Source organism: Enterobacter chengduensis (assembly GCF_001984825.2).
In the GTDB taxonomy this organism is placed as follows: domain Bacteria; phylum Pseudomonadota; class Gammaproteobacteria; order Enterobacterales; family Enterobacteriaceae; genus Enterobacter; species Enterobacter chengduensis.
Genome location: NZ_CP043318.1, coordinates 2,357,989 through 2,373,382, shown reverse-complemented (window position 1 = coordinate 2,373,382; position 15,394 = coordinate 2,357,989). Strand labels below are relative to the sequence as shown.

Here is a 15,394-nt window from a genome sequence, read left to right as displayed (position 1 = left end):
ATCCTCAGAACAGATCGCTGCGCGATTTCAGCAGGGTTTCAACGTCTTTATCGACCTTAATATGGATCTCATGTTCGATTTTGACATTCATATTGATGGTAATCGGCTCCTTTGGCGCAGCGACTTCGATACGCGGCGTACAGCCGGTCAGTAGCGCGGCAGCGGCAACGGTGAGCGCACCAGCCATCTTTTTCATTGTTGTTCCTCACTTTCCTTGCCGGTCGAACTGCGGGGAGCAGGTATCGCCGCGTGTTGCTCAAACCAGGTTTGCAGGTTGTCCCCAAAACGCAGGCTGCGCCAGAGGGTAAACACATTTTCGTCATGGGTGTAGTTCAGGTTGACGGAGCTGCTTTTGCCATCCACCCGGCTGGTCCCCTTGATGGTCGCCTGCATGGTTAATTCACCCAGGTTATCTAAATTGATTCTCGTCCACGAACGCGAAATTTCCATATAGCGGAGCCAGTTAATCGCCGCGCCCGCCACCATATTATCTTCCACGATGGCGTCCGCGGTATCTTTGTCGATGCGCAGCGTCATGGGCCCCGGGTTGGTCAGCCAGCCATCCTTGATGATCCATTTTTCATTATCCAGCCAGAACGGCAGCGCTCCGCTCACCGGGCCTGACATGGCAAACTGTTTCGGGTTAACGGCGCTTATCAGCTCGCTTGTGGAGATATTGTCCACGCGCAGCAGGGCCGGATCGTGCTGCGGCATCCGCAACTGCTGCATGGTGATTTTCCCGCCCAGGGTTTCTACCTTCACGTTGGTGAGCAGCAGCGGATTGTCCTCCGTCCAGGGATAATCGCCCTGTAAATCCGCGGTAATGTTGCGCGCGGTCACCAGGTTGACCACTTCGCCGATGCGCAGCGTGACCGGACCGCGCGTGCCGAGAGACCAGGTGCCCTCGCTGAAGCGGAACGGCAGCACAAAATCGACGCCGTTAATCTGGTTATCCGGCATCCAGGCGCTGCCGGATTTCAGCACGCCGTGCCCGCCCGCCTCAAAGCCCTGATCGGCCGCCGCCGAGAAGGCGACCTGGGCATAAAGCTCCCCGTCGCGCAGCGTCATTTTCCAGTCCGGCGGGATCAGAGGCTGGAAGACGGTGAGCGACTGTTTTGGCCACCAGGCCTGCCCGCGAAGACGTTCGCCGTCCCAGCGGCCGTTCACCTGCACCGGGCCGATGCTGTCCGCATGGAGATCGCCCTTAAACTGGAACACCGTCGGGTCGGTGCCGTCGACGCTAAAGGTCAGGACCGAGGGCGGCAATACGCTGCCGCCGGAGAAGCGGGTTTGCCCGGCATTCAGCGACAGCGCGCCGCTGAAGGTGGGTTTCTCGGGGTCACGGAACCAGCGCACCGGTTTTTCCAGCGCCAGGCGCGGCTTGCTGACCTCCATCGTGCCGTACTGCAGCTTGTCAAAACCGGTGGAGAGCGCCGTCAGCTCAATAAGGTTGTCGCGCCACTCGCCTTTCCCGGCAACATCCCAGCGGGCATGCATCGGCGTAAACCCGCCTTTCCCCCAGTAGCGCCACTGCCACAGGCCGCTGTCGGGTAAAAAGTCGCTGGCCTGGCCGTCCAGGTGGAGTTCAAAATCGCCCATCTCGTTCTCGTGGGCGCGCAAAATCGCCTGCAGGCGGCCGTCCACGCCCTTCTGGGTGAGCTTCACGCCCGCCAGCGGCCAGCGGATTTCATCGATATCGAGCGAGTTAATGATCCGCCCGCGCGAGCGAAGCAGCGCGCCCGGCTCAAAGGCCAGCTGCGGGTCATACAGGCTGCCGGTTAGCGTTGCGGGCAGTTTGGCGTAAAGAATAAGATCGTTTTGCTTCGCCTCGCCGCTGAGGTGCAGGGGCATGTCGCTGTTTTCCATGCTGAGCCTGCCGGGCCCAATATTCAGTACCGCGTTGCCTTTCCCCGCATCGCCCTGCGTCAACACGTTCAGTCGTCCGGTCAGGGTGGTTTTCTCCAGCCCCTGCTGCCAGTTGTCGGCGCGAAGGGACACCCGCCCGCTCAGCGGCATCCCCGAGAGATCCCAGTTCCAGCGCCCGTCGCTGATGTTCAGCTGCTCCGCCGCGATCTGCCACGGCAGGTCGAGCAGCGGATCGGGGTTGTCCCGCGCCATCACTACCAGCTGTCCCTGATTGCCTTCCCAGTCCAGATCGGCATCGACCAGAGACGTCAACTGTGGCACGTTAAAGGTCGCCACCGCGTGGCCTTTCACCGGCACGCCGTCCGGCACCAGCGGCAGGGTAAACTCGCCCACCAGCTTAACGGGCTGAGGCTGGTCGGGGAGCTGTACATCGAACTGGCTGACCGAGAGCGTCTGGCCGCGAAGCGTGCCTTTGATGCTGACCTGTTCGCCTTTATAGGCGATCTCCTGCATGGACGGGGTCAGCGACGCCTTAAGCTCGCCCTGCCACTGCTGCCAGGGCGACAGCGTCAGACGGTGAACCGTGAGCCAGGTATTGGGTAACACCGCCTGCCACTGCGCCAGCGTTTTGGGGGCGACCGTTGAGGGCGCTGACTGGGGAATTTTGCTGAGGCAGACGGCGTTAAGATCCAGCGCGCCGATATCCAGCTGCCAGCGGCTTGGATGTGACAGCGTCACGTTCTCGATGCGGGCAATCTCGCACTCTTCAACCAGGTAGCGGAGATCGGGGATTTTCAGCGCGTGGCGGGTAAGCTTCGGACTCTCTTCAAACGCGATGCGCGTCCCGACGGGAAGCCAGATCCCGGCGAGCGTCGGCACCCACTGGGCGAGCGTCATCAGCAGCGTCAGCGGCAATAAAATGAACAGCAGTAAAAGCGCAAGTGCGGCTTTGTATTTACCCTTCATGGGCAGTTAATATCCTGATTTAACGAAAGAATTAAGCCGACAGTGCCGATCATTGTCGCATGTTTAGCCAGTCAGTTGAAGGAAATGCCATTTTTAAGGATAGATGCTCTAGAATAATTCATAGAACTTATTGAATTCAATAATATTTTAGAAATTGTAAGATAATTTTAATCATGCTAACGTGAATGCAAAATCACTGGAGAAAGTCTTATGAAACTCGCGGTATACAGCACAAAGCAGTACGACAAAAAGTATCTGCAACATGTAAACGAGGCTAACGGGTTTGAACTTGAATTTTTCGACTTTCTGCTGTCCGAAAAAACCGCCAAAACGGCGCACGGCTGTGAAGGCGTCTGCATTTTTGTTAACGACGACGGCAGTCGCCCGGTGCTGGAAGAGTTGAAAAAACACGGGGTGAAGTACATCGCCCTGCGCTGCGCGGGCTTTAATAACGTGGACCTCGACGCGGCGAAAGAGCTGGGTCTGAAGGTGGTGCGCGTTCCGGCCTACTCCCCTGAAGCGGTCGCGGAACATGCGATCGGCATGATGATGTCCCTCAACCGTCGTATTCACCGCGCTTATCAGCGCACCCGTGACGCCAATTTCTCCCTAGAAGGGCTGACCGGTTTTACCATGTACGGCAAAACCGCAGGGGTGATCGGCACCGGTAAAATTGGCGTGGCGGCACTGCGCATCCTGAAAGGCTTCGGCATGCGTCTGCTGGCGTTCGATCCGTACCCAAGCGCCGCAGCGCTGGAACTGGGCGTGGAATACGTTGACCTGCCGACCCTGCTCTCGCAGTCTGACGTGATCTCCCTGCACTGCCCGCTGACGCCGGAAAACTACCACCTGCTTAACCAGGCGGCGTTTGACCAGATGAAAGACGGCGTCATGATCATCAACACCAGCCGCGGCGGGCTGGTTGACTCTCAGGCCGCTATCGAAGCGCTGAAAACCCAGAAAATTGGCGCGCTGGGCATGGACGTGTACGAGAACGAACGCGATCTGTTCTTTGAAGACAAGTCTAACGACGTGATTCAGGACGACGTGTTCCGCCGCCTGTCTGCCTGCCATAACGTGCTGTTTACCGGCCACCAGGCGTTCTTGACGGCGGAAGCGCTGATCAGCATTTCAGAAACCACGCTGGGTAACCTGCAGCAGCTGGAAAAGGGTGAAACCTGCCCTAACGAACTGGCTTAACCCCCACGCCGGGTGGCGTCTATACCTCGCCCGGCGCGTTTGTTTCCCAGCTGCGATGCGCAACGCGCCACCAGATCAGGACGGCCGCCAGCGCAATCGCGCTCAGAACGCTGAATGCCGTCGCAAAGGAGTAATGCCCGGCAATCGTGCCGGTTAACGCCGGGCTCAAGGATGCCCCAACCCCCTGCATCAGCATCACCACACTCTGCCCGGCATTGACGTGGCCGCTTCCGCGCAACAGCACCACGATAAATGAGGGAACCACAACGCCCAGGATCCCCGCGGCCAGGCCGTCAAGAATCTGTACCGGGATCATCATTAACGGTGCGTCCGTAGAGGCAGCCAGCGCCGCGCGCACCGGCATCACCAGCAGGGCCAGCATAATCAGGCGCCAGTAGCCGTAGCGGTCTATTCGGTGGGCAACCCAGAGGGCGACGGGGATCATCACGGCCTGCGAGATGATGACGGTGCCTGCCGCATACAGGCCGGGGTTGATCGCGGCGGGCGCCGAGGCCACCCTCATGCTCAGCATCGGCAGCAGCGCGGCGTTCGCCAGGTGGAACAGCAGCAGCGTCAGCCCGGTCACAAACAGCGCCCGGTTTTTAATCAGCACGGTAAAGCCGGGAACCGGAGCGCTCCTCGAGGAGGAAAGCCCTCGCGCCGCGTCGTTATCGATATCCCGGTTGCGTATGGCAAGCAAAGCGCACAGCGTGAGCAGCGTGGTGCAGGTCATCAGCAGGAAAATGCCCCCGACGCCCCAGTACCAGGCAATGCCGCCCGCTAGCAGTGCGGTGACGAAATTGCCGCCGTGATTGAACGCCTCGTTTTTACCCATCTGCGCGCTGAACCCGCCCTGGCCGGTCAGGCCCAGCGTAATCCCCGCGATCAGCGGACCGACAAACGCCGCGCAGATACCCGTAACCATCTGCGAGACGGCGACAACGCTGGTCTGCTGGCTAAACCAGAGCAGCAGCGTGCTCAGCGTGATCAACATGCACAGCAGCGCCAGCACCGCGCGTTTGTTCCGGGAAGTGTCGGTGATGACCCCCGCAGGTAGCGTAGCCAGCAGTCCCGCCAGCCCACCTGCCGTCATCAGGATGCCGATATCATCCGGGGTCCAGCGGCGTTCGGTCAGAAAAATACCGAGAAAAGGCCCGAGCCCGTCGCGAACATCCGCGATAAAAAAACTGGTCAGGCATAATGCCCGCAGCGAACGAAGAGACATACTTCCTGCCTGTAAGGTATCCGGCTCGCGTTCTGCGACGACCCGCAGCCAGACGATCGCACAATAAAATTAAAGATGCAGTTTAGCGGTGCTTTTTGAAAATCAAATGACGACTTGAGAGGGATTAACGTGGGAGGCTACATGTCACACCATCCCCCCACGAGCTGCAGCAAAATGTGAATAGCCGCTGGAATCATCAGCAGAACGAGTAAAACCGTCATTACGGCAATCACCATTGGAAACTCCATTATAAATTTTTCATCCTACGAAATCGTAGACCGTATTTTTTTATTGTCACTGGCGCACGGCTATTTTTCTCTCTATTAACGGGGACGTCCTTTTAATGATGCGTCCCCGTTAAGGTGCGATTAATATGCGTGTTTAAAACGCTGGAGCGTTACCGTAAAACTGTGCTTTTGCTGCTCAAATCGCAAAGTTTTCCGTCATTTGCTTCAGAGATCTTGACTGCTCGGTCAGGGCCTGTGATGCCGCAGCGGACTGCTCGACAAGCGCCGCATTCCCCTGCGTCACGCCATCCATCTGGGTGACGGCTGTGCTGATTTGCATGATGCCCTGCATTTGCTCAACCGAGGCCATGGAAAGGCTATCCATCGTTTCTGCCAGCGTAGCCACGTTGCTGGCGGCGCGTAAAATCGTCTCAGCCGTTCTGGATGCGACCGACACACCGTTTTCGACATCCTCAACCGCATGCTCAATCAGGGCCCCAATTTCTTTTGACGCCGTTGCGCTGCGCTGAGCGAGACTCCTGACTTCTGTCGCCACCACGGCGAAGCCGCGGCCATGCTCACCGGCACGAGCCGCCTCAACCGCTGCGTTAAGCGCCAGGATATTTGTCTGGAAAGCAATACCTTCAATAACGCTGGTGATTTCTTTAATCTTCAGGGCATTAGCCGAAATGTTTTGCATCGTTTCGCTCATCTCACCCACGGCAGATTCCCCTTCGCGAGCCAGTGCCTCAGTCTTTCTCGCAGACGTTGCCGTGTGCTCTGCGACCTCGGTGTTGTTTCGAACGGTCATCGTCAGTTGTTCCATGCTGGCGGCAGTCTGCTGCAACGCGGCCGCCTGTTCTTCGGTACGAGACGATAGCTCCATATTACCCTGCTCAATCTCCCCGGCGGCGAGATCAACCGACGCGGCAGCCTCTTTGATTTCAGTGACGAGCGTTTTCAACTGGGTCTGCATATTGTCCAGCGCCGAAAGCAGCGTGCCCGTTTCATCCCTACGGGTAATATGTATGGTTGAGGTGAGATTGCCCGCAGCGATAGTATTCGCCGTATTTACGGCCTGCTTTAGCGGTCGGAGAATACTGCGTGAAAGAAGTATGCCCGTCAGCAGCGCGGTGATAACCGCAGCAATCATTCCCAGGACAATCATCATTCGCGTTCGGAAGCGTTCTTCAGCCAGTCGGGTTTGACGTTCAGCCATGATGCTGTACTCATCCCTCAACGCTTGCTGAATAACGCCCCGCATGGCGTCCATTTGGGCTTTTCCGGTATTGCGCTGAACATTATTGATAAACGCATCCATATTCTCGCCCCCGCGGGATACGCTCTCCCTGCGCTGGATTAACGGCAGCGCAAATGATCTTTTCCATTCCTCTTCAAGCGTGGAAAGTGAAGTTAATTTCTGCTGCTGCGACGGGTTATCACGCGTAAGCTCGGCAATTTCCTCTACTTTGCTTTTAAACCTCTCATCACCCTGCGTGAAGGGCTCGAGAACGTCCCGGTTGCCGGTGAGCGCAAAACCCCGAATACCTGTTTCCATGTTGATCAGGGTTTCGGTGACTGAGCGAAGATTATCGACCACTTTATAGCTATGGACGTTGAGCTTGCTTACGGCCGTCACTTTGTCAAAGCTCAAATAGAGCAATCCGCAGACGACGGACATTAAAACCACAATTGCGCCAAATGCTATGGTAAGCCGGGTGCCGATGTTGAGATTTTTAAACATTACTCTTCCTTAATAATTAGCATAGGTTCATCTTCTGGAGATGAATTTTAATAACGGCTTATTTTTTGTGGTTAATGGATTAAGAAATCCATCATGCCCACACCCATGCTAATCGGCAGAGAAAATTAATACTTTAGGCACAATTAAATTATATTTATCATCCAATTAGGATAATTCTTATATGTTATTCATGCACCTATTTACAGCAAATTAAATAATAAAATAAACTTGCAGACATAATAAATTTGAGATTTACGAAAACCGGAAAAATTAGGCGTATTTTATTTATAGAAATTTCAAAAGATTAACAAATGTAAATTAAGTTCATTTATTGACCAGTCCAGGCTTAGGCTGTTTTGATAAAAACCGGGCGCGCTGCCCGGTTGTTCTTCCAGCCTGAACGCTTCCTACGCGCTCAACCCGCGATTCTCCAGCATCGGTTCGATCCTCGGATCGTGCCCGCGCCACTGGCGATACAGCTCGGCTAAATCCGTGCTGTTACCGCGGGACAAAATCGCCTCGCGAAATGCCTGCCCGTTTTCCCGCGTCAGGCCGCCCCGTTCGACAAACCACTGATAGCCGTCGTCTGCCAGCATCTGCGTCCAAAGGTAGGCGTAATAGCCCGCCGCGTAGCCGCCGCCGAAGATATGGGCAAAGTAGCTGCTGCGGTAGCGCGGCGGTACGGCGGGCAGATCCAGCCCCTCTTTTTGCAACGCTGCCGTTTCAAAGGCCTCAACGTCCGATACGGCTTCACTGATGGCGTGCCAGTTCATGTCCAGCAGCGCGGCTCCCAGCAGCTCCGTCATGTCATAACCCTTGTTGAAATGGGTCGCGTTGAGCATGCTTTCCCGCAGGGCGTCCGGCATCGGCTCACCGGTTTCGTAATGGCGCGCGTAGTGGGTAAACACCTGCGGATGGCTGGCCCAGTGCTCGTTAATTTGCGACGGGAACTCAACGAAATCACGCGGCGTATTGGTGCCGGAAAGCGTGGCGAAGCGCTGGCTGGCAAACAGGCCGTGCAGCGTATGGCCAAACTCGTGGAACAGGGTTATCACGTCATCCCACGAGAGAAGCGCAACGCCGCCGTTAGCCGGTTTTTGGTAGTTACAGACGTTGTAAATCACCGGGCGGGCAGCAAACTCGAAGGATTGCTCAATGAAATTCCCCATCCAGGCGCCGCCCTGCTTGGAATCACGGGCAAAGAAGTCGCCGTAAAAGAGCGCCATGCCCTCACCGGTGTGGTCGAAAATTTCCCATACGCGGACGTCCGGGTGATAGACGGGGATATCGAAGCGCTCCACAAAGCGGATGCCAAACAGCTGGCTTGCGGCCCAGAATACGCCATCCTGCAGCACGGTATTGAGCGCAAAATAGGGTCTGATTTGTGATTCATCAAGCGCATATTTTGCCTGACGCACGCGCTCGGCATAAAAGGCCCAGTCCCAGGCCTGCGCGGTGAAGCCGCCCTGCTCGTCGTCAATCACGTTCTGAATGTCGGCCAGCTCGCGTTCCGCACGGGCGCGGGCGGCGGGCACGATGCCGCGCATAAATTCCAGCGCGGCGGCAGGCGTTTTCGCCATCTGATCGGCGATACTCCAGCTGGCGTAGTCCTTAAAGCCCAGCAGGCGAGCCTGTCGCGCGCGCAGCGCCGTCAGGCGAAGGATCGGCGCACGGGTGTCGTTTTCGTCCCCTTTCTGGGTGCGCGTCCAGCCCGCGTTGAACAGGTTTTCGCGGGTCTGACGATTGCGCAGCGCGGAAAGCGCGGGCTGCTGAGTCGTGTTCAGAAGCGGGATCAGCCAGCGGTCGTTTAGCCCTCTCTCCGCGGCGGCCTGCGCCGCGTCGGCAATCTCGCTGGCGCTGAGCCCGTCAAGCTGGTGCGCGTAATCCACCACCAGCCCACCCGTCTTATCGGCAGCCAGCAGACGCTGATTAAACTGGCTGGTCAGGGTCGCCGCCTCGGTGTTCAGCGTCTTCAGCTCGGCTTTTTCGGTCTCATTCAGACGCGCACCGGCCAGAATAAACCGCTGATACGTCTCGTCGACCAGCCGCCGGGATTCGGCATCCAGCGCGGCGCGGTCCTGCCAGACGCTCTCCACGCGGGCGAACAGCACGTCATTCAGCCAGATATCGTTCGCCAGCGCGGCAAGCTCGGTGGAGAGCTGCTCCTCCAGCGCCTGTAAATACGGATTGGTGTGCGCGGAGGTCATGGCGAAGAACACGCTGCTGACGCGCGCGAGCATGGCGCCGCTTTTCTCCAGCGCCAGCACGGTGTTGGTAAAGTCAGGCGCAGCGGTCTGAGAAACGATCGCGTCAATGTCCGCCCGCTTCTGGCGAAGCGCCTCATCGAACGCCGGGCGATAGTGGCTATCGTTGATCTCATCAAAATGGGGGGCCTGGTAAGGCAGCAGGCTGATGTCAAAAAAGGGATTCGTGGCCGTCATCTTTCACTCCTGAGTACGGGTATCCTCCCAGAGTAGGCCAGGCCGCCATCGCCTGCAACGCCGTCATACAAATGTTGCCTTAACGCACCCTCTGCAGCCGTGCTATGGTAGTACAACACAAAAAGCGTTGAGGAACAGTGAGATGATTATTTTAGTTACCGGGGCAACGGCAGGTTTTGGTGAAAGCATCACGCGTCGCTTCGTCGCCAACGGGCACAAGGTTATTGCGACCGGCCGTCGTCAGGAGCGCCTGCAGGAGCTGAAGGACGAACTGGGTGACAGCATCCTGACCGCGCAGCTGGACGTACGTAACCGCGCGGCCATTGAAGAGATGATTGCCAACCTGCCCGCCGAGTGGCGCGCCATCGACGTGCTGGTCAACAATGCCGGTCTGGCGCTGGGCATGGAGCCTGCGCACAAAGCCAGCGTTGAAGACTGGGAAAACATGATCGACACCAACAACAAGGGGCTGGTCTATATGACCCGTGCGGTGCTGCCGGGCATGGTGGAGCGCAACTGCGGCCACATTATCAATATCGGTTCTACCGCCGGAAGCTGGCCTTACGCGGGCGGTAACGTTTATGGCGCAACCAAGGCGTTTGTGCGTCAGTTCAGCCTTAACCTGCGCACTGACCTGCACGGCACCGCCATTCGCGTCACCGACATCGAGCCGGGCCTGGTGGGCGGCACCGAGTTTTCCAACGTGCGCTTCAAGGGCGATGACGCGAAAGCGGGTAAAACCTACGAAAATGCTAACGCGCTGACGCCGGAAGACGTTACCGAAACGGTCTGGTGGGTCGCGACGCTGCCAAAACACGTCAACATCAACACCGTAGAAATGATGCCAGTCAGCCAGAGTTTTGCCGGACTTAGCGTCCATCGTGGCTAGATCTGCCCTTCCCGGCCTGCGGGCCGGGTCTGTTTCGGCAGCTAAAAGAATGGTAGTATGTTCAGGCTAACTCTCTGAGAAATGACAACTCATGGCCGCTGAATCGCAACTCAATCCTACCCAGCCCGTAAACCAGCAAATTTATCGCATTTTGCGGCGTGATATTGTCCACTGCCTGATCCCACCCGGCACGCCGCTTTCTGAAAAAGAGGTGTCCGTGCGTTTTGACGTTTCCCGTCAGCCGGTGCGCGAAGCGTTTATCAAGCTTGCTGAAAACGGCCTGATCCAAATTCGCCCGCAGCGCGGCAGCTACGTGAACAAAATTTCGCTTTCTCAGGTACGCAACGGGTGTTTCGTTCGCCAGGCCATTGAATGCGCCGTCGCCCGCCGGGCCGCAACGCTTATCAATGACAACCAGTGTTACCTGCTGGAGCAGAACCTCCATCAGCAGCGCATTGCGATTTACCGCAAGCAGCTGAATGATTTCTTCCTGCTTGACGATGAGTTCCACCAGAAGCTGGCGCAAATTGCGGATTGTCAGCTGGCCTGGGACACTATCGAAAACATCAAGGCCACCATTGACCGCGTGCGCTATATGAGCCTCGATCACGTCTCCCCGCCGGAAATGCTGCTTCGACAGCATCACGATATTTTCAGCGCGCTGGAAAAACGCGACCCGGACGGCGTGGAAAAAGCGATGACGCTGCATCTGCAGGAAATTAGCGAATCCGTACAGCTGATTCGTCAGGAAAATAGCGAGTGGTTTAGCGAAGAGTAATATTGCGCCGCCCCCTTTCGGGCGCGGCGATGGGGTTAGCGAACAACCAACACCGGGATCGTGGCGTAGCGCAAAATAGATTCGGCATTTGATCCCAGCAGATGGGTGGAGATGCCCGGATTTTTCGACCCGATGACGATTGCGTCATATTCTCCTTCCTTGCTGAGACTGATAATTTCATCGCGGACGTTGCCAAAGCGAACCAGCGTGTCAATTTTCTCCGGCGAGATATCGAACAGCCTTTTTAACGCGTTCATTTTCTTGCCGGATTCCTCCGTCATATATTCTTCGAACTTTTTAATATCGGCGTTAAATCCGCGCAGCAGGGACCGGCTGCTGGCCGGCAGGATATTGACCAGGGTAATCGAGGCGCCCTCCGCCTTCGCAAGGTTTGCCGCGTGGCGAACCGCTTTGTCGCTCAAATCCATTTCAAACACGTCAACAGGCATCAAAATCTTCTTATACATAAGCCTGACTCCTTATTCCGATGAAAGGGTTATTTCCTGTACCCAGAATGGCACCTGGAATATAAACCAACCCTAAACGCTTCCCTGCTGAAACTATCAGTTAATGAAAATAACGGTCTGCTTTGTAAATTACCGTCCTGAACCGTCAGCACCGGAGGAAATAAAGAAAAAAGTGTGAGTTTGATCAAAAACAAAAACATGCGCCGCGGACAGGCGTATTTATATGCCCCGTGAACGGCAAAACCTGAAATAACGCCGTAACGAACAGGTTAGAGAGGAGAAAATACCATGATGACATACGACCGTAACCGCAATGCAATCACCACCGGCAGCCGCGTCATGATTAGCGGCACGGGTAAAACCGGCGTGATTAAAGCGATACACAGCGACGGGCTGGATGCCGCGCAGGTACGCCGCAGCAAAACGGTTGAAGTGGAAGGATGCGAAGGTAAGTTCGAGCCGATTGAGCTGATTCGCCTTGGTATGCACTAAACGGTGCGCAGACATGCCGCCGCGCACGGCGGCATGTGCTGAATCAGCGTTGAGAAACGTACTGCGCCACGGTCGCTTTCGCGCCCTTTTGCAGCAGCGTCACGTACGCCTTCATGACCGCATCAACAAAGCCTGCTTCACGCGGGAGTTCCTTGCCAAAGATGGCCTCAATGCCGAGCAGCGCCTTGACCCGGCTTTCCCCTTCCGCACTGCCCTTCACCGCCGCCTGGATCACCGCCAGCTGCGGGTCGCTCACGTCAATCGCGTTACCCTGCTCGTCCACGCCGCCGACATAGCGCATCCACCCTGCCACGCCCAGCGCCAGCAGCGGGAACGGCTTCTTGTGCACCATGTGCCAGCGCACGGAATCCAGCATGCGCTGCGGCAGCTTCTGGCTGCCGTCCATCGCGATCTGCCAGGTGCGGTGGCGCAGGGCCGGGTTGCTGTAGCGGGCAATCAGCAGATCGGCATAGCGGCCTAAATCGACGCCCTTCACTTTCAGCGTAGGCGCCTGCTCGTTGAGCATTAGCGCGTGCGCCGCGGCGCGATAGTTCGCATCTTCCATGCAGTCATTAATATGCTGATAACCGGCCAGATAACCGAGATACGCCAGGAAGGAGTGGCTGCCGTTGAGCATGCGCAGCTTCATCTCTTCAAACGGGATGACGTCTGACACCAGTTCGGCACCGGCCTTTTCCCACTCGGGACGCCCCGCCACAAAGCTGTCTTCGATGACCCACTGGCGGAACGGTTCGCAGGCGACTGCCGCCGGGTCGCGCACGCCGGTCAGCTTTTCGATTTTATCCAGCGTGTCGGGCGTCACCGCGGGTACGATGCGATCCACCATGGTTGACGGGAAGGTGACGTTAGCCTCGATCCAGTCCGCCAGCTCGCCGTCTACCGCCCGGGCATAGGAGCAGGTTACGTTGCGCATCACATGGCCGTTCTCCGGCATGTTATCGCAGGACATCACGCTAAACGCCGGCAGACCCGCCGCTTTGCGACGCGCCAGCGCTTCCACCACCACGCCCGGCGCGGATGTTGGCTGGTGCGGGTTTTGCAGGTCGGCGGCGATGAATGGATGATCGAGCATCAGTTGCCCGGTTGCGGGAGAATGGCAGTAGCCTTTTTCGGTGATGGTCAGTGAGACAATCGCCACCTGCGGTTCGCACATCGCGGCCAGCACGCTCTCCAGCCCGTCAACCTGCGCGTGCAGCGCCTTTTTGACCACGCCCACCACGCGGGACGTCCACGCGTCGGCAGACATCTCCGCCACGGTATAGAGGTTATCCTGCGCGTGCAGATCGGCAATCTGCTGTTCGCCGCCAATCAGGTTAACCTCGCAGTAGCCCCAGTCGCTGCCGTGTTCCGCGGCGAGAATGTCGGCATACACGGCCTGATGCGCGCGGTGAAATGCGCCAAAGCCTAAATGAACGATGCGTGCGTTAAGGCTGTTGCGATCGTACTGAGGCAGCGTCGCGTTGGCCTGTAATAAGGTATTTTCCATAATTATGACTCGTTAATTAGAAAGCGGTGGATCGCTGCCGCTTTGGGTAAAGCGGCAGCGCCTGCTGACTACACCAACTAGAATGGCAGTTGGGGTAAAAAATCACTGCCATCAACCATACTGATACTGCCGTTTGAGTTTTTGATTTATATTAACTTTTACGCATGTGGTGTGACATAAAGATAAAGTTGTGTGATAAGTCACGCAGGCTGTAAACCATCAGCGCCGCGTGGAGACCGCGCCGTAACCCACGCTCTCAACGGGTGCGGACTCAGCAGCGTCCTGCGCCGCGCTCAAATCACGGTCGCGCACTTCCGGCATCAGGATCGCCGATAACAGCCCAATCGTGGAATAGGCCACCAGCATGGCAACGATCGGCCACCAGGAGCCGGTCATATTGCAGAAGATCCCCGCCAGTACCGGACCAAAACCCACCGCCACCAGACCGCCTGCCTCTTTGGAAATCGCCATGCGGGTAAAGCGGTTTCGCGAGCCAAACATCTCCGCCATGGTGATATTTTCCAGCGCAAACAGCCCCAGTACGGCAAAATTATGGATAACGATGATGCAGAGCATGATCGTCCCCGGCGCATAGCTCTTATCGACGATGATCGACAGCATCGGATACGCGAGCACAATGGCGGAGATATTGAGGATGATGTACGGCAGACGGCGCCCCACTTTATCGGAAAGCCAGCCCAGCAGCGGGATGGAGATAAACCCGAGAATGGAGCTGATCATCAGCGCATCGGTAGGGATGGCCTTATCGAACAGCAGGGTCTGGACCAGATAGCCGGCAAGGAACGTCTGGATTAAACCCGAGTTGCCCGCCTGACCGAAACGCAGGCCGGTCGCCAGCCAGAAGGATTTGCTTTTCACCATTGAACCCAGCGAGGTGTCCGGCTGTACGGTTTGTGCATCGTTTACTTTCTCAAAGACCGGGCTCTCTTTCAGGTTCATACGCAGCCAGATGGCGAAGATCATCACCACCACGCTGGCGAGGAACGGCACGCGCCAGCCCCAGGCAATCAGCTCTTCACGGTCGAGAGCAAAGAACATCACCGCCCAGATCGCCGTTGCGCTCAGCGTCCCGCAGTTAGTGCCCATCGCCACCAGCGAGGAGATGATGCCGCGTTTTCCTTTCGGCGCGTACTCTGCCAGCATGGTCCCGGCCCCGGAGATCTCCGCCCCGGCGCCCAGGCCCTGAATAATACGCAGCGTCACCAGCAGAACCGGGGCAAAAATCCCGATCTGCGCGTAGGTCGGCAGGACGCCAATCAGCGTGGTGCAGATCCCCATCATGGTGATGGTGATAAACAGCACCTTCTTACGGCCAATGCTGTCGCCCATGCGACCAAAAATAAAGGCACCGACGATACGTGCGATATAGCCTGCGCCGTAGGTTCCCATCGCCAGGATCAGCGCCATCGCGGCCGACTGTTCCGGGAAGAAGATCTCGTGGAAGACCAGAGCGGCCCCCAGCGAGTAAAGCTGAAAGTCCATAAACTCCAGGGCGGTGCCCAGCCAGCCGGAAACGGCGGCTTTCACCAGATCGGAGGTGGTTCTTTGAGGTTGTGCTTGCGTCATAATGG

Annotated in this window: 12 protein-coding genes; 4 read left to right on the top strand and 8 right to left on the bottom strand. The window is 57.1% G+C overall.

The genetic code is table 11. The features are described 5' to 3' along the window. Positions 1-4: 4 nt before the first annotated feature. Entirely contained in the window at positions 5-196 is a 192-nt protein-coding gene (locus tag FY206_RS11675) for a YnbE family lipoprotein (protein ID WP_032640420.1), read from the bottom strand. Further along, entirely contained in the window at positions 193-2,832 is a 2,640-nt protein-coding gene (locus tag FY206_RS11670; protein WP_032640421.1) for a YdbH family protein, read from the bottom strand. Before FY206_RS11670 ends, FY206_RS11675 begins: the two co-directional genes overlap by 4 nt. A gap of 210 nt (positions 2,833-3,042) precedes the next feature. Here FY206_RS11670 and FY206_RS11665 point away from each other — a divergent pair, with 210 nt between their 5' ends. After that, positions 3,043-4,032 carry a 2-hydroxyacid dehydrogenase gene (locus FY206_RS11665; RefSeq protein WP_032640422.1) on the top strand — a complete coding sequence of 330 codons (990 nt, stop codon included), beginning with the start codon at positions 3,043-3,045 and terminating at the stop codon, positions 4,030-4,032. 19 nt (positions 4,033-4,051) lie between these two features. On the opposite strand, the gene FY206_RS11660 is transcribed toward FY206_RS11665, so the two are convergent. The 3 genes from FY206_RS11660 to dcp form a co-directional block, all read right to left on the bottom strand. Beyond that, positions 4,052-5,257 carry an MFS transporter gene (locus FY206_RS11660; protein WP_032640423.1) on the bottom strand — a complete coding sequence of 402 codons (1,206 nt, stop codon included), beginning with the start codon at positions 5,255-5,257 and terminating at the stop codon, positions 4,052-4,054. Positions 5,258-5,680: 423 nt separating this feature from the next. Continuing rightward, entirely contained in the window at positions 5,681-7,228 is a 1,548-nt protein-coding gene (locus FY206_RS11655) for a methyl-accepting chemotaxis protein (protein ID WP_032640425.1), read from the bottom strand. 407 nt (positions 7,229-7,635) lie between these two features. Then, positions 7,636-9,669, bottom strand: coding sequence for a peptidyl-dipeptidase Dcp (gene dcp / locus FY206_RS11650; RefSeq protein ID WP_032640427.1), 2,034 nt, complete (start codon positions 9,667-9,669; stop codon positions 7,636-7,638). Positions 9,670-9,811: 142 nt separating this feature from the next. Here dcp and ydfG point away from each other — a divergent pair, with 142 nt between their 5' ends. Together ydfG and FY206_RS11640 are read left to right on the top strand one after the other, a co-directional pair. Further along, entirely contained in the window at positions 9,812-10,558 is a 747-nt protein-coding gene (gene ydfG / locus FY206_RS11645) for a bifunctional NADP-dependent 3-hydroxy acid dehydrogenase/3-hydroxypropionate dehydrogenase YdfG (RefSeq protein WP_032640429.1), read from the top strand. 91 nt (positions 10,559-10,649) lie between these two features. Beyond that, positions 10,650-11,336: a GntR family transcriptional regulator gene (locus tag FY206_RS11640; protein WP_045890291.1), complete on the top strand. Its 687-nt coding sequence runs from the start codon at positions 10,650-10,652 to the stop codon at positions 11,334-11,336. A 35-nt stretch (positions 11,337-11,371) separates the two neighbouring features. Here FY206_RS11640 and FY206_RS11635 read toward each other — a convergent pair whose 3' ends face one another. After that, positions 11,372-11,803: a universal stress protein gene (locus FY206_RS11635; protein ID WP_032640434.1), complete on the bottom strand. Its 432-nt coding sequence runs from the start codon at positions 11,801-11,803 to the stop codon at positions 11,372-11,374. Between the two features lie 288 nt (positions 11,804-12,091). Between FY206_RS11635 and ydfZ the strand changes: the two genes are divergently transcribed. Continuing rightward, positions 12,092-12,295 (top strand): putative selenium delivery protein YdfZ, encoded by a 204-nt coding sequence (gene ydfZ, locus FY206_RS11630; RefSeq protein ID WP_014883679.1) that lies wholly within the window; start codon positions 12,092-12,094, stop codon positions 12,293-12,295. Between the two features lie 43 nt (positions 12,296-12,338). On the opposite strand, the gene FY206_RS11625 is transcribed toward ydfZ, so the two are convergent. Next, positions 12,339-13,802: a mannitol dehydrogenase family protein gene (locus FY206_RS11625; RefSeq protein ID WP_032640436.1), complete on the bottom strand. Its 1,464-nt coding sequence runs from the start codon at positions 13,800-13,802 to the stop codon at positions 12,339-12,341. Between the two features lie 219 nt (positions 13,803-14,021). Then, positions 14,022-15,389 carry an MFS transporter gene (locus FY206_RS11620; RefSeq protein WP_032640438.1) on the bottom strand — a complete coding sequence of 456 codons (1,368 nt, stop codon included), beginning with the start codon at positions 15,387-15,389 and terminating at the stop codon, positions 14,022-14,024. Positions 15,390-15,394: the final 5 nt, after the last annotated feature.